16 protein-coding genes are annotated in these 20,711 nt (G+C 57.1%); 1 reads left to right on the plus strand and 15 read right to left on the minus strand.

The window, feature by feature from the left end:
* Positions 1 to 119: 119 nt before the first annotated feature.
* From MESCI2_RS0106590 to MESCI2_RS01000000134400, 3 genes are all read right to left on the minus strand, one after another.
* A complete protein-coding gene (locus MESCI2_RS0106590; RefSeq protein WP_027035873.1) occupies positions 120 to 1,055 on the minus strand; it encodes a glycosyltransferase family 2 protein in 936 nt (311 codons plus the stop codon).
* 33 nt (positions 1,056 to 1,088) lie between these two features.
* Positions 1,089 to 3,077 (minus strand): nucleoside-diphosphate sugar epimerase/dehydratase, encoded by a 1,989-nt coding sequence (locus MESCI2_RS0106595; protein ID WP_027035874.1) that lies wholly within the window; start codon positions 3,075 to 3,077, stop codon positions 1,089 to 1,091.
* Positions 3,078 to 3,316: 239 nt separating this feature from the next.
* On the minus strand, positions 3,317 to 4,042 hold the full coding sequence (locus MESCI2_RS01000000134400) for a class I SAM-dependent methyltransferase (protein ID WP_197031525.1): 726 nt from the start codon (positions 4,040 to 4,042) through the stop codon (positions 3,317 to 3,319).
* A gap of 388 nt (positions 4,043 to 4,430) precedes the next feature.
* Between MESCI2_RS01000000134400 and MESCI2_RS0106605 the strand changes: the two genes are divergently transcribed.
* On the plus strand, positions 4,431 to 5,069 hold the full coding sequence (locus MESCI2_RS0106605; protein WP_155936587.1) for a hypothetical protein: 639 nt from the start codon (positions 4,431 to 4,433) through the stop codon (positions 5,067 to 5,069).
* Between the two features lie 9 nt (positions 5,070 to 5,078).
* On the opposite strand, the gene MESCI2_RS1000000137860 is transcribed toward MESCI2_RS0106605, so the two are convergent.
* The 12 genes from MESCI2_RS1000000137860 to MESCI2_RS0106665 form a co-directional block, all read right to left on the minus strand.
* On the minus strand, positions 5,079 to 6,056 hold the full coding sequence (locus MESCI2_RS1000000137860) for a hypothetical protein (RefSeq protein WP_155936588.1): 978 nt from the start codon (positions 6,054 to 6,056) through the stop codon (positions 5,079 to 5,081).
* Entirely contained in the window at positions 6,046 to 7,473 is a 1,428-nt protein-coding gene (locus tag MESCI2_RS01000000134405; protein ID WP_032900462.1) for an ABC transporter ATP-binding protein, read from the minus strand. The genes MESCI2_RS1000000137860 and MESCI2_RS01000000134405 overlap by 11 nt, the downstream gene beginning before the upstream one ends.
* Entirely contained in the window at positions 7,463 to 8,248 is a 786-nt protein-coding gene (locus tag MESCI2_RS01000000134410; RefSeq protein ID WP_050596487.1) for an ABC transporter permease, read from the minus strand. Before MESCI2_RS01000000134410 ends, MESCI2_RS01000000134405 begins: the two co-directional genes overlap by 11 nt.
* The gene (locus MESCI2_RS1000000136100; RefSeq protein WP_050596488.1) at positions 8,245 to 10,773 is read right to left on the minus strand and encodes a glycoside hydrolase family 99-like domain-containing protein; all 2,529 of its coding nucleotides are present in this window, start codon (positions 10,771 to 10,773) and stop codon (positions 8,245 to 8,247) included. The genes MESCI2_RS01000000134410 and MESCI2_RS1000000136100 overlap by 4 nt, the downstream gene beginning before the upstream one ends.
* 42 nt (positions 10,774 to 10,815) lie before the next feature.
* Entirely contained in the window at positions 10,816 to 12,267 is a 1,452-nt protein-coding gene (locus MESCI2_RS1000000136105) for a sulfotransferase family protein (RefSeq protein ID WP_050596489.1), read from the minus strand.
* Positions 12,264 to 13,166, minus strand: coding sequence for a dTDP-4-dehydrorhamnose reductase (gene rfbD / locus MESCI2_RS0106635; RefSeq protein ID WP_027035877.1), 903 nt, complete (start codon positions 13,164 to 13,166; stop codon positions 12,264 to 12,266). The genes MESCI2_RS1000000136105 and rfbD overlap by 4 nt, the downstream gene beginning before the upstream one ends.
* Complete coding sequence (gene rfbB / locus MESCI2_RS0106640; RefSeq protein ID WP_027035878.1) at positions 13,163 to 14,233, minus strand: dTDP-glucose 4,6-dehydratase; 1,071 nt, start codon at positions 14,231 to 14,233, stop codon at positions 13,163 to 13,165. The genes rfbD and rfbB overlap by 4 nt, the downstream gene beginning before the upstream one ends.
* A 22-nt stretch (positions 14,234 to 14,255) precedes the next feature.
* On the minus strand, positions 14,256 to 14,810 hold the full coding sequence (gene rfbC / locus MESCI2_RS0106645; RefSeq protein ID WP_024503666.1) for a dTDP-4-dehydrorhamnose 3,5-epimerase: 555 nt from the start codon (positions 14,808 to 14,810) through the stop codon (positions 14,256 to 14,258).
* Positions 14,811 to 15,692: a glucose-1-phosphate thymidylyltransferase RfbA gene (gene rfbA, locus MESCI2_RS0106650; RefSeq protein WP_027035879.1), complete on the minus strand. Its 882-nt coding sequence runs from the start codon at positions 15,690 to 15,692 to the stop codon at positions 14,811 to 14,813.
* 144 nt (positions 15,693 to 15,836) lie between these two features.
* Positions 15,837 to 17,168 carry an O-antigen ligase family protein gene (locus tag MESCI2_RS0106655; RefSeq protein ID WP_027035880.1) on the minus strand — a complete coding sequence of 444 codons (1,332 nt, stop codon included), beginning with the start codon at positions 17,166 to 17,168 and terminating at the stop codon, positions 15,837 to 15,839.
* The gene (locus MESCI2_RS0106660; protein ID WP_032900464.1) at positions 17,165 to 18,424 is read right to left on the minus strand and encodes a hypothetical protein; all 1,260 of its coding nucleotides are present in this window, start codon (positions 18,422 to 18,424) and stop codon (positions 17,165 to 17,167) included. Before MESCI2_RS0106660 ends, MESCI2_RS0106655 begins: the two co-directional genes overlap by 4 nt.
* Positions 18,312 to 20,690, minus strand: a complete 2,379-nt coding sequence (locus MESCI2_RS0106665) for a GumC family protein (RefSeq protein WP_027035882.1) — start codon at positions 20,688 to 20,690, stop codon at positions 18,312 to 18,314. The genes MESCI2_RS0106660 and MESCI2_RS0106665 overlap by 113 nt, the downstream gene beginning before the upstream one ends.
* Positions 20,691 to 20,711: the final 21 nt, after the last annotated feature.

A 20,711-nucleotide genomic window follows, 5' to 3' on the forward strand; every position in this document is an offset into this window, starting at 1 on the left:
CGGCCGATAGTGCTCCCTGCCGAAGTCCCGAGGCAATGCCGCAGGCCAATGCCGTCAATCCGATCGACGTAGCATGAGCCGATCTCCTGACCAAGCGCGCCACGCAGCCGTCGCAATGTTCAGATGCGCCCCAGGATGAAGGCGAGATAGAGCCCAATGTTTCCGGAAACGGTCTGCCGATAGACGCCGCTTTGGCGTAAGCCCGCCAAGCGCCGGAAAAGACCGCCGTTGCGCCCGCGGGTGAAAAGGTCGAGGCACGCCGTCGCGTCCTCGGTCAGGAGGTCGCGATTGACGGCGAGACCGTTGAGGTTGAGGTCCGTCCAGCCGGCGAATTCCCCCTTGAACAGGCGGCCAAGCCGAGAGAACCTTGCTTTCCAGGACACGTTGGCGCCGACCAGGTTCGCCGCGTGCTGCCGGTAGCGCACCAACGGTCGCGGATCGTAGCGGACGATGCCGCCGGCGGCGGTCACGATGAGATAGGCCCACCAGTCGTGGCTGACGAACCCGCTCCTCGTGGAGGCCCTGGCCAGCAGGTCGCGTGCCGCAGCGTTGAGCAGGATTGTGTTGCCGCCGGCGATGCTTTGCACAAGCGCATTGCGAAAGGATGGCGGCCGGGCAAACAGCGGCGAATGGCCGACAAGGCTTCCTGTTTCCGTCATGGTCGCGGTTCGCGAACAAAACATCAGCGGGGTTTTCGCATCCTGGGTCCGCATCCAGTCGATAGCGCTCTCCAGCCTGTCAGGCTCCCAGATATCGTCCTGGTCGCAGAAGGCATAGCAGTCCGCCTCGATGCGCCGATCGACGATCATGGAGCGGAAATTGGCGGCGAAGCCTTGCCGCGGCCCTTCCACCAGCGTCATCCGACCCTTGGGTCGCCAGCGGGATTTCCATGTCTCGATGATGGCGGTCGTGCCATCGGTGGAGCCATCGTCTGAAATCCACAGGTCGACCAGAGGGTGCGACTGCTCGAGCAGGGACTGCAGCTGCTCCTCGATGAAGGCGGCGCCGTCTTTCGTGCCCATCAGGACCGCGATGCGCAGATCATCTTTGCTCACGACCAAGATCGCTTTCTGAATTCTGAACCGGGCCTAGCTCGCCTGCCCCGCCGTTTTCGGGATCGCGTCTTGATGTGCACTTGCCCTGGCCTTCTTGGCGCGGTCGAGACCTGCCAATGCGGCGAGCGCGGCAGCCTTGTCCTGGTTTTTCGCCGACTGCTGCAGGGCCGAGAGCGCGACCTGGACATCCGACCATTCCACGACGTCCGTGCTGAGGCCGAAAATCTTCGAGATGCCGAGTTCGACGAGTTCCTCGTCTTCGCCATGCAGCGTCTCGTGAAGTTTTTCGCCCGGCCTTATGCCGGTGAACCGGATCGCGATGTCCTTGTATGGGCTCTTTCCGGACAAGCGGATCATCGTTTCGGCCACTTCAAGGATCGGCACCGGCTTGCCCATGTCGAGCATATAGACGGCATAATCGTCTCCGCTCTGCCGCGACGCGGCATCGGCCGCCGACATGATGACGAGATCGACGGCTTCGGCCACGGTCATGAAATAGCGCGTCATGCGCCGGTCGGTAATGGTGACGGGCCCTCCGGCCTCGATCTGCGCCTGGAATATGGTCGCCACAGAACCATTGCTGCCGAAGACATTGCCGAACCGCACTGCAATGAACTTGGTGGCCGGGCGACGCCCGCTTGTCTCGCCTGCCGGCGTGCCATGCAAGGCGCTGATGATCTGTTCGGCGGCCCGCTTCGTCATGCCAAGCACCGACGAGGGATCCACCGCCTTGTCGCTCGATATCAGGACAAATTGCGCAACCCCGCACTTGGCAGCAACCTCGGCACAGACGAGCGTTCCGAAGATATTGGTCTGGATGGCCGAATCCCAGTTTTCCTCGAGCAGCGGAACATGCTTGAGCGCCGCGGCATGAAAGATGATGTCCGGCCGGAATTCCGTGACGACACGCATTATCTGGCGCCGGTCCGCGACATCGACGATGCGGACCTTGAGGCGGTCGTGGTCCTTCTCGTCAACATACTGGCTCAACTGGAAAATGCCGAACTCGGAGTTGTCGGCGACCAGCACCGCCTCGGCTCCCAGTTCCAGCGACCGCTTGACCAGCGTCTGGCCGATCGAACCGGCACCGCCGGTCACAAGAACGCGTTTGCCCCCCACAAAAGCGCCGATACGCTGGATGTCGGCCGCGACCGTCGGACGGCGCAGGATCGTTTCCATCTCGACGGTGTCGAGAACCAGCTTTCCGTGCTGTTCCAACTCCGAAAGGCCTGAGAACTGCACCACATTTATGTCGCCGTGCCGGGCAATGCGCACGAGTTCCGAATAGTCCTCGATTTCGTGCTCGGCACCGCTGCCGAAAATCAGCAAGTCCAGGCTTTTGGTGCCGGTCGCATAATCCTCCAGGACATCGATCAGGCGCGGCATGGTCGCCACCACGGGAACACCTTGAATCCGCGTGCCCAACGGTGCGCCGCGCTCGGCCGTCATGATGCCTGCGATGGAATAGTCCGCCGGTTGCGCCGTGCGGGTGAAGCGAATGATCAGGTCGGCCTCGTCGAGCCGGCCGACGAACAGAGCGCGCTTGGCCTGCCTGGCGTCGGTCTTGCGGCTCAGAATCCCCCAGCTCGCGCCGTCACGCAGGAAGCGGTAGAACAGCCGGGGTGCCGATATGATGGTGAAGGAGACGAGGAAGAAGACGATGAACTGGCGCTCGTTGAGCCCCGCCACCGGCCGGTAAAAACGCAGCAGCAGCGACGCCATGTAAAGAGTGAACGTCAAGATCGCGCAGCTCTTCAGGATGTTGAAAAAGTCCGGCGTCGAGGCGAAGCGCCAGACGGTGGTGTAGAGGCCACTGTAGCGGAACAGCAAATGGCTGATGACGACGATGCCCGCCCATGTCGCCAGACCCTCCTCGGAGAGCGCTTCGAACGAAAGATTCGACCGCGAAAGGATAAGGCTGAGTGCCACGGCGACCAGGACCATGACCACGTCCTGGACCATGATGAAGGCGCGCCGCATCTGTGGCCTGAGCCCGAACACAGCTTCTAGGTGGGAATTCATTGGACGGCACTAGACTCCAGGCTCAAGGGCATCGACACCAGCGAGGTGCGAACACGAAGTTACTTCGCGACCAATCACCTTACTCAAGTGCCATCCCCGGCCCCCGCCGTCCTGTATCGCATACTTCGGGGGCGGGGGCATAGCTAGAGGTTTTTTCCGGAAGAGGCCCGATTTCGTCCTCCTGCATCGGTGTACGGATGAACCTCCAAAAGGATCAAAGAGCTACGGTGAGGTGAGCGCTATTTGATCAGCATCAACGGCGGCTCCACGACAGCCTTTTCGATCACGGCCAAACTGTCGTGCAGATGTATTGCCGGTACACTACGATGCAGAACCATGTCCGACATCGAGTTATCGATTGGCGCGTACCAGGCATGCAGGCAGTCAATGATGTCCTTGACCACCTCAATGAACGTTCCAGGGCGACGCAGGCCGCCCTGCCAGTCTTCCCAGTACGCCGTGTGCAAGTCTTCGCAGATATAGACCCCCCCATTCGATAACAGCGGGAAAAGAGTGCGGAAGCTCGCGAGTTGGTGCTCAGCTATATGGCTTCCATCGTCGATCACAATGTCCAAACCACCCATCTCTTCGACTACAGACGCCAGAAACTTTGAATCCGCCTGGCTACCGACGCGACCGTGGCAGTTCATTCCAAGGGACTCCACTTTCACCGCACTGCTTGGGCTGATATCGATCCCGAAGAGGATGGCGCGCTCTCCGAAATAGGGTCGCCAGACGTTGAACGAACCACCGTCTGCGATGCCTATTTCGAGGAAATGTAGCGGCCTGCTCAGACTGCGATATGGTGACAAGTAGCGGTCGTAAACATCAAGGTAGTGTAGCCACTTCATTGATGGAGCCTTCGATGATCTGTTAAAAAATAGATCTGCCAGCGGAGACCGTGTTTTTTTAAATAGCTCGGCTATTTCAGCTTCGTCTCTAACGATTCTAAATTTCTCTTCCATCAATCCACCATACATCATTTTTATAGAGCCCTAGTCTAGCGCGTACGGCTCCTGCCAGATCCATGCGGCGCACCCCTCTTGAGATCCGCTTCCGTGGGGAGTAGACAGCGACCGCTTATTAAATACACGTCCACCCTGGGTGTTCCAATGGGTTGCATTCCTGAGCAGCTATAGCCTTGCCAGAGGCACATGCAGCGCTGTGGAAGCAGAACGGGGAGGCAGGGCGGTCCGATGGATCGCCCCGCGATCTTTCGCAGCGAACGTTCGATATCTACCTATAAGCGACGCTTCGAACCCCGAGACATACGAGAGAAACACTGTGAGATTTCGGATCAGGCTGCCGTCCCGAACACGAGACCGAAGCATTATTGGGGGTTTGGAACCCCTGTTGAACCGTCGTATTGATGAGCTTGTTAACGGTCTTGTCTCCGGCACAACTCCAGAGATTCAGATTGGACGAAAGGACGATCTCGCGGAACATCTCAATATGGTGAGGCAGGAATTCGTGGGTCGAACCGAAATTGAATATGCACACGCAGCACTGATCGTGCTTTTACGTCGCGGCATTGCCGAAAAAACCGTTTGGAAGCGCTTCGAACAAATGTGGGACAAGTGCGGGCCCGTTCTGCTGCACCGGTTGAGCACCCGGTGGCTGGTCTCAGCCTGCGACACAATTACCGACTTCTCTCCCGATCGAGCCGAGCGTGCGCTGGCGCTTGCCGGGTCGCTCCTGATGAATACAGTCAAGCTCTATGAAACCGAGATTTGGATGAAGGCCACCGAAGCCGATGCATATAAACGCTTTCCACAGGGAGGCATGACACTCTTCGACGGCGTGACACCCTTTATGGTTGGCGCCGGCGACATGATTTTAAATCTAAATACCAGGGTTCAGTCTCTATCCGAAAAAAAAACCTTGGCTTCGAACATTCTAAAAGAGATGTTTCGTAGGGCTCATGTCAATCAAACAGTATTCCAACGCTTTCAGGCATTGCATCACTCAGATCTTACCAAGTGGAGCCCATAAACTCCCAATTCAACGGCGAGCAAGCGAGTAGGCTCGCCACACCTCCAGTTCCCTTCGCCTCAGGTGAATCTTCGATTGGTCCAACGGCCTAATTTCTCGAAAAAGACCAGCGGCGACCAAGCGTTCAGCATAGCTGATGTTGGTCTGTCTAAACGCCAGTTTGGTTTCGGTGGGTAATGGAAGGCGGGAGAACAATTCGCCATTTAATACTCGCTTTATCGCTCCCGACAGTCCAGCGGCATCACCCCTTTGATAGAGGGTAACATCAGCAGGAAGTTCCAAGAGATCGAAAAGGCTAGTGAACTTGGACGAGTATCCTATCAACGCGACCTGCCGGCCCGACAGGAGCCCCCAATAAGCGACATGATACGAGTTTGTTATGATCTTTCCGGTCAAAGCGAATTTGGACCGGAATTCAGGTTCCGACATAGAATTGGTGCCAACTATCACATTCGGCTCGATAGCCGAAAGGACATCAAAGACCGCCTGCCCGCTTGCGGCCGGATTCTGGTTGAGGAAAACGCCCAGCGCCGCCCCTGGCAAGATATCGACGATATCTCCCATCACGCTGGCGCAGGGTACTAGTGTAGAATTGGATACTGCCAGAGCACGATCGCGAGAGCCAAAAAAAGAAAAATCCGTTGAAATTGAGGAAGAGAGTTCTCCGAACCCGTTCAAGGGCTGGATACTCTGGCCGACTCCCCATGCGACTTTTCGGTCCGACTCAACCAAGGAGCTTGCATAAGCTCCGAAATCATTGAACGCGCCACCACCCAGAATGAGAATTCGAGAGAACCCGCTTTCCGAAGGTGAGTGACATTTGAAGTCGAAATAGTGGCGTGGGCTGGAAAGATAGTCGCCGATATTAAAGGTCGGAGGCCACGCATGCACAAACGACAGCGTCGCTTCCCCGCAATGCATTGAAATGGCCGGAAATTGAGCTTGGATCCCACCCGAAGACATGGACGTGCCTCGCTCATCGGTCAACAGTGACCACCATGGAGAGATCGACGAGCCCTGCCGCCAATGTTTCGTCCTCCTCTGTCACTCTGAAAGCGATGGCGTCGATAATGCGGTGGAGAGGCACCTCATCAACTTCTGGCAATCCGCGGACCTGACACGTGACAAAATAGTGACCAGGAAGCAGTAGGCAAGTGAACTCAAATCTTGATCTTAGAGATGAACCAGCCTGCGCCAGTTCGACCCGAGACGCCCTGCACTTGGCGCCTGCGACATGGAACCCGGTTGTGGTTGTTATGCCGATGCCGAACCCCACCCGAGTAGCGTCCATTGAAAAATCGGTCCAATATTCTATGAAGTATCTTCTGCCGAGCCTCAGCACATTCACCTGCTCGCCGCTCACAGTGAGTATGCGAACGTCGCGAATGCGCGCGCCTCGCTCTTCTTGATAGGCAGTTGACTTGGAAACAAGTGAAGGATCGAAGCTATCCGCAGATTCCAAAATTTGATTGGAGAGCGCTTCGCGGTGCTCAATTTCGTTTCTGGGCGCCTGCGAATTGTCGACAACAACTTCATCTTCGGATTCTGATCCCAGCCAAGGCAATTCGGCTGAGATGACGCGAGATATCGTTGCATCCCTCATCGCCACAATTTGCGTCCGGATTTCCGCCGCGCCCTCCGCACTGGCATTTACCAGCCGCTGATACTGGCCTGTCACCGTCTTTGGGCGGCCGGTCAACATCATTTCACCCGCGTCGAGCAATACGGCGCGATCACAAAGTTGGACGATGGTCTGAGCGGCGTGGCTGACGAACAGAATCGTACCGCCACGTTCCTTGATCTGCTCAATTCGCGCGAAACATTTACGGGAGAACGCCTCGTCACCCACCGACAGCGCCTCATCGACCACCAGAATATCCGGATCGACATTAATGGCGACGGCGAACGCCAACCGCACATACATACCTGAAGAATAGGTCTTTACCGGCTGCTCGATAAAGTCTCCGATATCGGCAAAGGAGGCGATGGAGTCAAAGCGATTGTCCATCTCGGCACGGCTGAGGCCAAGGATGGATGCGTTGAGATAGGCATTTTCACGACCGGTGAAATCGGGGTTGAACCCCGCGCCCAGTTCCAGCAACGCCGCTACGCGGCCATTGACGGTGACCGAACCACTGGTGGGCTGCAGTGTTCCACAGATAATCTGCAGAAGCGTAGATTTTCCCGAACCGTTTCGCCCGATGATGCCGACGGTCTCGCCTCGCCGGACGTCCAAAGAGATATTGGTCAAAGCAGCGAAGTCGCGGAAGTAGCGCCGAGGCTCCTGCCTCACCAGCCGCTGCAGTCGCGGCACCACCATCTGTTTCAGCCGGTCTTCAGGCCGGTCGAACATCAGATGGTGCTTGGATAGTGCCTTCACAGAGATGGCGATTTCAGAGGACATCTGCGAAGCCCTTGCGCGTGGCCCGGAAGAACAAAAACCCAACGCCGGCAATGATCGCTGCCGTCACGGTATAAAAAGCCAACGCGTGAAAGTTCGGCATCTCACCAAAAATCAGAACCCTGCGGGCCTGTTCAACGGGAATCGAGATGGGATTCAGCACCAGCCACGGCCGCACGGCCGCAGGCAGCGCCTCAGCCGGCACAAATATCGGAGACAGGAACATGAGCGCACTGACGATTGGGTTCAGTACCTGGCCGACATCGCGAAAATACACACCAACAGCGGCAAGGAACCACGACACACCAAGGAGGAGGAGGATAAATGGGGCCACAACGATCGGCAGAAGCGGCGCCGTCAAGGGAATCGATCCCTGCGAAATCACAAGGAAGACGAGCATGACCAGAAAACTGACCATCATGTGAAACAACGCCGCTGCAAGCGCAACTACCGGCAGCACTTCAAGCGGGAAAACAATCTTCTTCACGTAGCTAACATTCGCCAGCACAAGCGTAGGTGCCCTCGTCAGCACCTCGGAGAAGGTTTGAAAGAAGATCAAGCCAACGAACAATATGATCGCGAACTGGGCTGTCGGTTGCCCCTCGCCTCCCCCGGCCCAACGCATCCGCAGAACCGTGCCGAACATGAACGTGTAAACTGCGAGCATAAGCAACGGGGTCAATAGCGACCACAAGATGCCAAGCATCGACCCTCGGTATCGTCCAGTCACTTCTCGACGCGTAAGGCTGATAATTACGTCCAGATAGTTAACAGTCACAGTTCGACAACCTTAAGAAGGGCGCGGAGACGTCGGACCAAAGTGTCAGTGTCGACTTGGGATGTTACGTGACGCTGAGTCAAATGAGGCTGGCCCGGAAATGGGCTTTCAACCATCTGCGAACGGCAGACCACCACTTCGTAGTCGAGTGAAAATAGCGCGCAGGTGCGCGATAGCCACATCTCGGTGATGCCGAGTTCGTTCCAGTAGCCGACCCAATCGTCGGGCGTTAAATCGACCAGCTTGGTGCCGGGTTGGCACCAGATTATGTTGGCGAAAGCTGACCCATGCGCGCCAACAATCACCTTGGCGTTTCGGAACAACGCTATTTGATCGACATATGGTAGTTTTGATGGGTCGACCGCAGTGAATCCCAAAGCTTCCAGCGCCGAGACTACCTCAGGTTCGTTGTCAATGAACCGGTTCGAATAGGTGTTGGCCCGATCCCGTGCGAGGTAGATCAGCGGTGGGGTAGCAGAAGTAGTCGGCAACGCGGGTTGCAGGGCATACTGTGCGAGGGAGCCCGGGTTGGGGTAATAGGTCGTCCCAGTCGTGAGACTATTGCAGACCATAGCAGAGCGGAATCGAAATGGCGTATGCGGCAGAATTAGAAAATGATGGGGCAGAAAACCCCAAGTCGCCAGGATACCGCGCACCCACAATGGCGCATCGTTTGGCAGCACTACCTTGAGGCGGTTCTCCTTGATTTCGTTCTCCCAGAACAAAATCTGCGGGATAGCATCGAATAAGACGTGTCCAAAAGCAAAACTCGAGTGAAGCGGGAGTAGTACATCTTCGTCAATGAACTGAAATTCATTGGATAGCAATATGTAACTCCCATCCTCTTCGTCAAGATAATCTAGAAGATCGAGATTCTGATACACATATCGGTAGACGATAATGGACTCTTCTACAATCGCTCCACCTTGCGTGATAACGCCGATAGCGCGGGAGTGCGCTACACAATTTAGAAATCGTCCGAATTGAAATGGTACGGCGTTAAAGGTTTTCTCTGCAAAAAGTTCCTTTAGTCGACCCAGCTTAGTGGCACCGCGACCCGCAGTAACCTTGACGCTTTTGCTGACGACGGCCCTAACCGGATAGGCTGTTAATATGGCGTCGTTCTTCGACGCAAACAACTCGGCCCTCGTTTTAACTTGTCGGGCCGATCGAGCAAGGGCGACGCTCTGCAAGACCAATGGAAATGTGGCAGCGGGCGCCGAGGAGCCGCGGTTCAGAAACGGTGATCGACGCCACAGCGATCGAATTGGTCGGGCGGCGGCGCGAGCGGCCCGGAAGCCACATCTGACAACCCTGTATGCCGCCGGCGCGTTGGCCAGCATCCCTTGAATCTTCAACTTGGTCGCAGCGAAGCGCTGCACGGGCGAATCCGCCTTCCATATCGTACCGCTCGAAACCGCAAGGGAAGTTCCTGCGTGCGTCCGGAAAGGATGCGGATCAAATACATCGTCAAGAACAGACTTGCTTTCTTTAACTCGAAGAGTCGCATCCAGAAAGGCTCTCCCGAACTTCCTATCCGGCTCCAAGTGACAGCCCTCGGCCCATTCGTTCCATGCATTTATAAAAACAAGCCGTTCCTTTGGCGCGCGCTCGACCATAGTAAGGGACGTGGCCGCCCTTAACCAACGCTCATAGTTATCAGGGGTGGCAGCAAGCATTGCGACCGCGCGGTCGCCAATCCGGGCAGTGTTGTCCCATGACGGGACTACCGTCCGATAAATTTTCTTATCGCGATAATCGCGCCCGAGATAATTACCGGCCACATCTGCATAATCTACGAACATGCCTCTGAAGGAACCAAAGGTCGTCACTTCACGGTTGATGTTTTCGACCACCATGTTGTGCGGGGGGAACTCCACTCCGCCGTCAAATCCAAGTGATTCATAGTCGAGATTGCCGTGCGTTAACGCGGCAACAAGGTGGATTTCTCCAATTCCGATTTTCCGGCAGTGCTCGCGCCATTTTTCTACAGCTCGGGCGGGGTTAGGAAGCTGCTGTGGTCTGTAGACAAGCAAGATCGGTCGTCCGTCGACGCGTAGATATCGGTCATCTCGCAAAAAGGGTGCCACGCTTTCGATAAAGCTGATTTCATAGTCCGGCCCATAATCCTGCGAAATCAGCATCTGCTGCTCCGCACCATCCCATCTTCGCGTCCAGTTTTCGTTGGCCCAAGATAAACAAAAGGGCATACGAGCCGACCTGTCCGCCAGATAAGCGTCAACGGGCTTCTCTAGCAACCGCCGGCCACCGAACCAATAATAGTGAAAGCAAAACGCATCGACACCGTATTGCTGAGCAAGCGCTATCTGTTCATGTTGCGTCTCCCTCACGCGCAGATCATAAAAACCAAGATCTGTTGGCAAATGTGGTTGATAGTGACCATCAAACAGAGGTCTTGCCTTAGTCACGTTTGTCCACTCAGTAAATCCCTTCCCCCACCAAGAGTCATTCTCGGGGAAAGGGTAGAATTGAGGGAGATAGAAAGCGATATATATCGGCTTCATAAATAAATTCCAGATCGCTGTTTTATGATCACTATATATATCTCATCGTTTGAAAAACGAAAAAACACTATAGATCAGAGATGTCAAATTTCCTGAATTTCGGGTATGCATTTTCCGTATTTCATCCAACAGAAATTCTTCCCTCTCTTTATACTCTTCTGCTACCCCCGAAATCCTCTCTTCTTGTTTTTTTAAAAAAAACTCACGTTCCTGCTCTAAATCGACCACTTGGCGTTCAGTTTTCTGCAATTCCCCTTTGAGATGCAGAAAGGCCTCCCGTTCAAGCACCGCTTCGCGCCCCAACTCAGTCAACTGCCGAGCTAACGCGTCCGATTGCGTCTTATGGGCCGTCTTTTGCGCAGTCAGTCGGCTGATTTCCTTGTCTCTTTCGACAAGCAACTGACCTTGTGCGCTTTCGCGCTGAGCCAGCGCCTCAACTTGCGCTTTCAAGCTAGCGCTGTCGTCCGCCAGCACTTTGATCGCGCCATCTTTCTCAGCATTCCTGTTCTCCAAGGCTGACACGGTTCCAGTAAATGCAGCCTGCCTTGCGTTCAACTCCAGGATGCACGCAGCGCCAAATTGCCGCGTACCTGCGTCAAAGCCCGCTTTGATCTGATCTAGCCGAGCCAGTGCTTCTTGATCGTGAGAATCTTTTTCAAGAGATCGGACCGCGAGATAAGTATCTTTGGCCCATTCCGGGATTGCTTCATCTGCAAGCAAGCGCTCGACACTTGCGAGGTGGTGCTGATGCTCCGCCGATAGGAAATCATCAATCTGGACCTTCGCCTCGGCAGGCGTCCGAGGCCAACCTATTGACAAGGTTTCACCTATTCTTGCGATTGACGGATACCAATCTGCAATGAGAGATTCATAAGAAAGAAAGGCACGCGCAGCGCCGCGAGTGGCTCTCTCTGCGTCAAGCACATAGCGTAACCAGAGCAACGAACCGAACGCCGCCGTCATCCCGTCGCGCTTCTTCAATGAAGCAATAACGGAAAGTGGATTGCGCACAGTCAGGACATATCGAACCTGAAAGTTCATGGAAGCGAGAATTGCCCCGTAGAGCGGCACGAATCTGGAAATGCGGGGCTCTTTCAAGACGATTAGTGCGTCGTCGCCGTACTCCTCCCCGATGATGCGAGCGATCTCGACTTTGTAAAATTCCGCCCTGGATGCTGAGAGGCTATCGGGGTCAAAAGGCCTCCAGTCATCCCAACGGCTCCCGGCCTCAATAAGCATCTGATCGTTCAATAATGTCAGACGGGTCGGTTCCCAATAACCATTCGCGTTGTTGCTGTCCGCCGGAATCGAATCCTTAGGCAGTTCCGCGCCAAGCAGATTGATCGCCCTTGTCAGCGCGCTGGTGCCAGAGCGATGCATGCCGAGCACCATGATGCAGGTGCGTTTGGCTGCTTTCGGCTTTGCCCTGTGTGCCTTCGGCTCGTCGACGGGCGCGGCATCGCGCGTGTTTTCCGCGGAAGGGTGCTTGTTCATGCCGTCAATGCCTGTTTCGTCTCACCGTCGAGAAGCCGGTGCACCACCGCCTCCGTCGACTGCCGCCAGTCCGGTGCCCTCCACCCGAACACGTCGGTGAATTTCGCGCTCGATAGCCGGGAATTGGCGGGGCGGCGCGCCTTGGTCGGATAGTCCATCGTAGCAGTGTCCCGTACCCGCGCCCAAGGACCACCAAACACGCGGCTTGTGTCCAGGATATGACGGGCAAAGCCGCTCCAGTTGGCCTCGCCGGTTCCGGCCAGATGATAGAGGCCGGATGTGGCGGCGCCCTCGTGCAGCTGTGCCGCCGCATGCAGGATCGCGTCGGCGATATCAAGTGCCGATGTTGGATTTCCCCACTGATCGGCCACCACCGCGATCTCGTCGCGGTCGGCGGCCAGCCGCAGCATGGTCTTGACGAAATTCTTGCCGAACGGGCTGTAGACCCATGCCGTGCGCAGGATCACATGGCGCGGATTGGCTGATGCAACCGCCTGCTCGCCGGCAAGCTTGGAGGCGCCATAGACGCTGCGCGGTGCAGTAGCATCGGTCTCGACATAGGCACCGGGGGCGGTGCCGTCGAAGACATAGTCGGTCGAAAGATGGATGACGGGAACGTCCAGGCGGCTTGCTGCTTGCGCCACCTTGCCGGCGCCGACGGCGTTCACCGCGAATGCCAGATCGGGCTCGTCCTCGGCCTGATCCACCGCCGTGTAGGCGGCAGCCGACACGACGATATCCGGCTTCGCGGCCGCGATGGCTTCGATCACGGTGTCGGGTCTTGCGAGGTCGAGTTGCGGACGGCCAATGGCGATGACCTCAACGCCGGCGGCCGTCTGGCCGGCCTCCGCAAGGCTTGCCGCGACCTGTCCGTCGCGCCCGGTGACAACCAGCCTCACGCCGCCCCCTTGCGTGCTTCGCCCAGCCGTTCACCGGCATAGCGCTGCTCGCGGATCGGTCCCCACCACCATTTGTTCTCGAGAAACCAGTCGACGGTCTTGGCGAGGCCGCTGTCGAAATTCTCATTGGGCGCCCAGCCCAGGTCCCGGCCTATCTTCGAGGCGTCGATGGCATAGCGGCGATCGTGACCGGGGCGGTCGGTGACGAAGGAAATCAGGTCGCGATAGCTCTTGCCCCCTGCCCGCGGCCGCCTGCTGTCGAGGAGATCGCAGATCGTCTCGACGACGCCCAGGTTCGTCCGCTCGGAATTGCCGCCGACATTGTAGCTTTCGCCCGCCAGTCCCTTGGTCGCGACAAGTTCCAGCGCGCGCGCGTGATCCTCGACGAACAGCCAGTCGCGCACATTGGCGCCGGCGCCATAGACCGGCAGCGGCTTTTCATCGAGCGCGTTAAGGATGACCAGCGGGATCAGCTTTTCGGGAAAGTGATAGGGTCCGTAATTGTTCGAGCAATTGGAAAGCACGACCGGCAGGCCATAGGTTTCGTGCCAGGCCCGCACCAGATGGTCCGAGGCCGCTTTCGAGGCGGAATAGGGCGAGGATGGCGCGTAGGGCGTTTCCTCGACGAACATGCCGCCATCGAAGGGAAGATCGCCGAACACCTCATCGGTCGAGACATGATGGAAGCGGAAATGGCTCTTCCTGTCTTCGGGCAGGCCGCGCCAATATTCCAGCGCGGCATTGAGCATCTTGTAGGTGCCGACGATGTTGGTCTCGATAAAGGCGCCCGGCCCATCGATCGAGCGGTCGACATGGCTCTCGGCGGCAAGGTTCATGACGATGTCGATATCGTCGCGCCGGAGGATGTCGAGCACGGCCCTTTCGTCGCAGATGTCAGCCTGCGCGAAGCGATAATTGTGCGCGTTCTCGATCGGCCGCAGCGAGGCCAGGTTTCCCGCATAGGTTAGCTTGTCGAGATTGGTCACCCGATGGGCCGGGTTGGCGCACAGATGCCGGCACACCGCCGAACCGATAAAGCCAGCACCGCCCGTCACCAGAAAATTCATGCCGCTGTCCTCACATAACCCATCAGGCGAACACCTCGGCGGCAGCCAGCAGCGGCGCCTTGAGGTCCTTGTCCGAGAGTTGGAACCCGCCGGTCAACGACGGCCATTCGATGCCGATGGCGGGATCGTCGAAACGGATCGACCGGTCATGCGCCTGCGAATAGGTGTCGGTCACCTTATACAGGACCTCGGTGTCGGGCACGAGCGTCACGAAGCCGTGCGCGAAGCCTTTCGGCACCAGGATCTGGTTGCCCTTTTCGGCCGACACTTCGAGAGCGACCCATTTTCCGAAGGTTTTCGAACCGCGGCGAATGTCGACCGCGACATCGAGAATGCTGCCCCGGATGACGCGCAGAAGCTTGTCCTGGGCTCGCGGCGCAAGCTGATAATGGAGCCCTCGCAAGACGCCCGCCGCGGCGGAATAGGAATGATTGTCCTGCACGAAAGCCAGGTCTATGCCGGCCTGCGAAAAGCGCTCGGCATTGTAGGTTTCCACGAAGAAGCCGCGCGCGTCGCCATGTCGCTTCGGAACGATTTCCAGCACGCCATCGATGCCAAGGGGCCTGACCTCCAACACCTAGCCCTCCGACAGGTCGACGACACGCCGGCGCAGATAGGCGGCATATTCATTCTTGCCCAGGTGGTCGGCGCGACGCAGAACCTGGTCCACTGTCAGCCAACCCTGTTCAAAGGCGATCTCTTCGGGACAGGCGACCTTGATGCCCTGGCGGTGCTCGATGGTGCGCACGAATGACGAGGCCTCATGCAGGCTGTCATGCGTGCCGGTGTCGAGCCAGGCATAGCCGCGCCCCAACCGATGCACATGCAACTGGCCGCGCTCGAGGTAGACGTTGTTGACCGCCGTGATCTCGAGCTCGCCGCGCGCCGAGGGACGGATGGCAGGGGCGATGTCGACGACATCGTTGTCATAGAAGTAGAGACCGGTGACCGCCCAGTTGGATTTCGGCACCTGCGGCTTTTCCTCGATCGTCAGCGCTGTTCCCGTGGCCTTGTCGAAGGAAACCACGCCATAGCGCTGGGGATCCTCGACATGATAGGCGAACACCGAAGCGCCCTTTTCGCGCGAGGCAGCGTCGCGGCAAAGCTGCGACAGCCCATCGCCGAAATAGATGTTGTCGCCAAGGATCATCGACACGCTGTCCTTGCCGATGAAATTGCGGCCGATGATGAAGGCTTCCGCCAGCCCGTTGGGCTGCGGTTGCTCGGCATAGGACAGGTCGAGGCCGAACTCCGATCCATCGCCAAGCAGTTCGCGAAAAACCGGCAGGTCGCGCGGCGTCGAAATGATCATAATTTCACGGATACCCGCGAGCATCAGAACGCTCAGCGGATAATAGATCATCGGCTTGTCGTATATCGGCAGAATTTGCTTAGAGACGGCTAATGTTAGTGGATAAAGACGCGTTCCACTGCCCCCAGCAAGGATAATTCCTTTCAAGAAGCTCTCCTCGACATGCCTGAACCCCCCGGCCCCAGCCGCCCGTGCTTAGGTTCCATGCAGTGGCTTGTCAATCTCGGCGTTCGGCAAATGACCGGGCCACGGTCCAGCGCCAACCCTTGGCCAATTCCGGGCGACGCATTGCTATCGTCTTGCCAAGGCCGGCCTGACGGGAACAAGCAGATTGTCATCATGGGCGGCGGTCGACTCGCCTCTTTGACTCAGCCGCTCAGCAAGTCCCTTGTGAAAGATAACGCCATTCATATAGGCGAAGGTCATCGCCAGCGCCGCCGTTCGCAAGGGATAATCGACCAGGGAATGAACGAGAAGAAACGATACTGAGAGAAACGCCATTTTCTGCAGCGGATCTCGCCGTGCCGTGACGGAAAACCCAAAAAGCAATATCGAGTAAGCTGCGACCAGAAAGACAACAGGCGCGCCACCTTCAAGTGCCAATTCCAGATAATCATTGTGGGCGTGATTGACGTAGGGCTTGAAGATCATCTCTCCCTTTTCGTAAATCTGGTAGACCTTCGGAAAACTGCCAAAGCCCACGCCCGTCGCCCAGTTCTCTTCAATTCCCGCGATCGTCGTGCGGGCAAATTCGGCCCGTCCAAAGGCCGGGTCAACCACTTCCGCATCGATTTTCGTCCACGCTCCGATCGTGTAGAGCGAAAGCCCGATGAAGACAGCGGGTATTCCATACCCGCCCAGCCTCGAGCGCGCGGACAGAAAGACGACTGATACTATGGTGATCGCCAGTCCTATCAGAATACCGGCGCGCGAACCGGCGGCCAGAAGCAGCAGCAGCAGCGTTATCAAGCCGAGCGATCCGGACAGAAGATGCCCGCGAAACAGGCCGTAGTAGACGACGAAGGGGATGGAGACGAAGAGCAAAGCTGAAAAATGGTTCTGGTTGGCAAACAGTCCCGCATTGATCGTGAACGGCAACAAACCCTGTATGGCAACCGTATCGGAGAGCGAATACTGGATCGCCGCAGCCAGTCCGTTACAGATGACACCCATGAAAAAGAAGGGCAGAAGGCCGTAGACCTGATCTGGGCGCAAGCGGGTGACGCTCAGAAAGAATGCAGCCATCGCCACGAAGTACAACAGACACTCGATCGTGCGTCCCACGCCGACACTGACGAAACGCAGCCCGGTTTCACCGCTCAGCCACGGATTTGCAAGTAGAACCTCAGGCCGCAATCCGCTCAACAGGGCGGCGGGCAGCGGCATGATCTGAAAACAGAACACGGCAAGGCCCAGAGCAAGCAACCACAGGGCCAAGCGAGGGATGCCGTGCTCAGACGGCCTTGAAAAGACGGCCGCGGCCGCGACGATCGCCGCCACCTCGATCAGCGCTTCGGTGTAGAGACCGCTGGCGGTGCCGCCGCCAATCAGCACTGACAGGAAAAGAACCGACCCAAGCAGATATTTTTCCCATTCCGTGGACCGGGCTGACCGCTCTCTCACGATGAAACTCTTTCGATGCTCAATTTGTGCATGACCAACGTGCCAACGTACCGAAATCGCCAGCTCTCAGCGATGGACGATGTTTCCAGCCGCAACACTTGCATGGGACACGCGCTTGGTCCGATTGCGAAATCCAGGCTCAACTGCCGCCGATTGAATGTGCCTTCCGGAATATCGAACCGAGCTATTTCGCCCGCCGGATCCGCGCATCTGATGGACCAGAACAGTTGCTTGGGCAGCTTCAGATTTCTCGCGGAGGCGATCAGGGAAATCCTGTAGGAGCCGGGAGGCAGTTCGACATATTGCTGGAGCGCGGCGTTCTTCACCGGCGTATTCAGAAATCGAACAGTCGCTCCGCTATCGCTTTCGCCGACATCGCGCGCACCGGCAAAGGTAATCTCCAGACCGGAGCGGTCGCGAACCTGCCAGTCGAATGGCTTGTCGCTGAGGATCTGCTCAAAGCCGCCGTTGAAGATGTATCCGGCCAGTGTCCGCTCCTGATCGGTCAGACTGAACAGGAACAGGCGATAGGCCGCCTCGTATTCCTTCTGCCGGATGTACCCGTTGATTACGGCAGACAATTCCTTCGACGTCGGTTGTGAGCTCGATCCGGCAAGGTCCAGCAACAGTTGGCTTGCGACGCGCAGGCCCCGCGGATCCTTGCCAAGGGCGGAGAAAAGACTGGATCTCCACGGTGCCTCGATCCTTAAGGCTGCCAGGACAGCCTGATATCCGTCCCGGTTTGAAAGAATAGCCGGCAAGCCCGCCGCAATGACTGGAAATCTGTCGGGCCACCGGCGCAGCAACGTGTCGATCTCGGCAACGGCCTTTGACAGGTCCCCCACCTCGATCGAGCGATCGATCGATCTCTGAAGCGAATGGATTTCAGTCTTGGACAGCTTTCGAGCCTGATCGAAGAGTTCAAAAGCCTCATCTTTCTCGCCTTGTCGATACTCAATCTCGCCTATCAGGCTGTAGAGCCGGGCATCGGCGACATTGAAACGAAGCGCGCCCTTGGCCTTTGTTGCCAAGACGTCGAGATCAACACCGTCGCCTGTTTCGCTCAACCGGCCGGCAATTTCGCCTATCAAGGCATCTATGTTCAACGGATCGAGCGCAAGTGAAACAGCCGGCGCTTCCGACTCAAGAAGCCGACTTAGCCCTATCGACGAAACCGCCAACACCAGAACGGAGGCGACGAACCAAACGCCTGAACGCCGGAGATTTCGCGTGAGCGGGCTGGCCTGCTCCGTCATCGACTTTGCCCTCAATTTTCGGGGTACTCGCGCCATAGTCGTAGTACTGATAGTTCATGTATTTATAGGCGTAATTGTAGTCGAACTTGTTGACCGTAAATTTCGACATCGCCGCTCCGATCACATTCGCACCGGCTGAGCGCAGGCGCTTGAGTGCCGTTTTGGCTGACTTGCGTGTGACCTGATTGGTCGAAACGACCATCAATGTGCCTTCGGCAAGCCGGCTGAGGATTGGTGCATCGGACAGACCGACGACCGGCGGGGCGTCGATGATGACCAGATCGAAGCGTTTGCCTAGGTTGGTCAAGATCAACGCCATCTTAGGCGACGAGAGCAGGTCGGCCGGATTCGGCGGAATCGTTCCGGACGTCAGCACGGTGACATTGGGATATTTCGTCGGTCTGAAAATGCCCGGCAGATCGTCCTTGCGAACGGTATTTGTCAGCAGGTTGCTCAACCCGATCGCATTGTCGAGGCCGAACAGCCGGTGCAGGTTGGGTTTGCGGAGATCGCCGTCGACAAGCAGAACCCTTGCGCCGAGTGCCGCGAAATCCTGGCCAAGCTTGAACGACGTGGTCGACTTGCCTTCCGACGGTTCCGAACTGGTCACCAGCAGCGATCGCGGCGCGCCCTCCGCACCGGAGAACTGCAGCGATGTTCGCAGCGAACGATAAGCCTCGGAGAGCCCGGATTTTTGATCGGCGATGCTGGCTATGAGTTCGCGGTCGCCGACAAGCGGCAGGATGCCGAGCATCGTCAGCCCCAGCTCTTTCTCGATCTGCTCCGGATTGGTGAAAGTGTTGTTCAGCAACTCGATGATGTAGATGATCGATGCAGCCAGGGCCATGAAAAGCGCGAGAGCGACTGCAAGATTGATGCTCAGACGTGGAGAATAGGGGGCTGTGGGCAGAGAAGCGAAATCGACTATCGCAGCGCTTTGCGTCTTGAGCTCCGAGCTAACGCCGACTTCATTCAGCTTGGCGATAAGGCTGTCATACTGCGACCGGTTGGAGTCGACTTCGCGCTTCAGGATCGTGTATTTGATGTTCTTGTCGTTGAAGACGACCTGCTGCCTCTCCATCTCCGCGAGCTTGGACTTGAGGTCGGTTTCCTTGTTCTGCGCTTCCTGATATTTCAGCCGCAATGAATCGGTTATCGCCAGCACGCCGTTGTTGTAGAGTCGCTGCAGTTCCTTGATCTGCGATTGCAATTGCTGCATTTCCGGAAAACCGGGCTTCAGGATGCCCAATTTCTGCTGATACTGGCTGGTCAGATCCGCCAGCTTATCGCTAAGCTTCTGCAGACCTTCGCTTTCCAGAACCGGACCGAGGCTCGACCCGCGGCCCTTTTCTATCTGATCGACCACCCGCCCCGCATCAAGACGCTCCTGGATTGCCGTGGCCAGGGCGGTGTTCAGGGCTTCGATGTTCGAGCCGATCAGCGATTTGTCGTCGCCGGTAACCGTGATGCCGGCATCTTTTGCATAGGTGACCAGTTCCTCTTCGGAGGTCTGCAGCTTTTGCTTCACCTGCAAAACCTGTTCCTGGATGAACTGCCGTGCCAGATCAGAGGTCTCGCTGGTCTGATCGAGACGTTGATCGATAAAACTCTGCGCGACCTGATTGGCCACGTCGCTTGCATATTTCGGCTTTTGATCGACGAAGGTGATCGATAGCAGGCTTGTATTGGTGACCAGATTGACCGTTAGATCTTCCTGGATGCGCTTGATGGCAATTGCCTCGCGCTCTTCGGGCGTTTTCTCCTCAATGGAAGGTGATTTGGACATCCCGAACGCACGGTAAACAATATTGCTCGGGGAAAAGCTCGGCGTCGGAAACAGAAAGTCCGGCTTTTCGCCAAGCCCAAGCTGGAACACCACGCGCTGAGCCAATGCCCGGCTCTTCAGCTTCTCCCGTGCGGTCAGAAAGGCCCGGACGTCGCTGTTTTCGGAAACAACCTCAATGTCCTGAAACACTTTCGCCGAAGGCACCAGAACTTCGAGCTGTGTCGTCGCCTGATACTTTGGTGTCTGCATCATCGTCACGATAACGCCGGCAACGAGTCCGGCTGCCGCCATCATGACGATCAGCCAGCGATATTGTGCGATGTATAAAAGCAGCTTGAGCGGGTTGAACCCCTCATCCTGGCCCGCATAGTCGCGACCATAGGGACCGTAGTTTTGCGGCACGTCGTAATAGGAGTCCGCGGACAGGGCCTGGCCATGTCCGGGTCCGGCAAGTTGGGGCTGCCTGTTGCGATCGAGCATGCGCGAGGTGATCCTGGGGTT

Source organism: Mesorhizobium ciceri WSM4083 (genome assembly GCF_000519305.1).
GTDB classification, from domain to species: Bacteria; Pseudomonadota; Alphaproteobacteria; order Rhizobiales; family Rhizobiaceae; genus Mesorhizobium; species Mesorhizobium ciceri_B.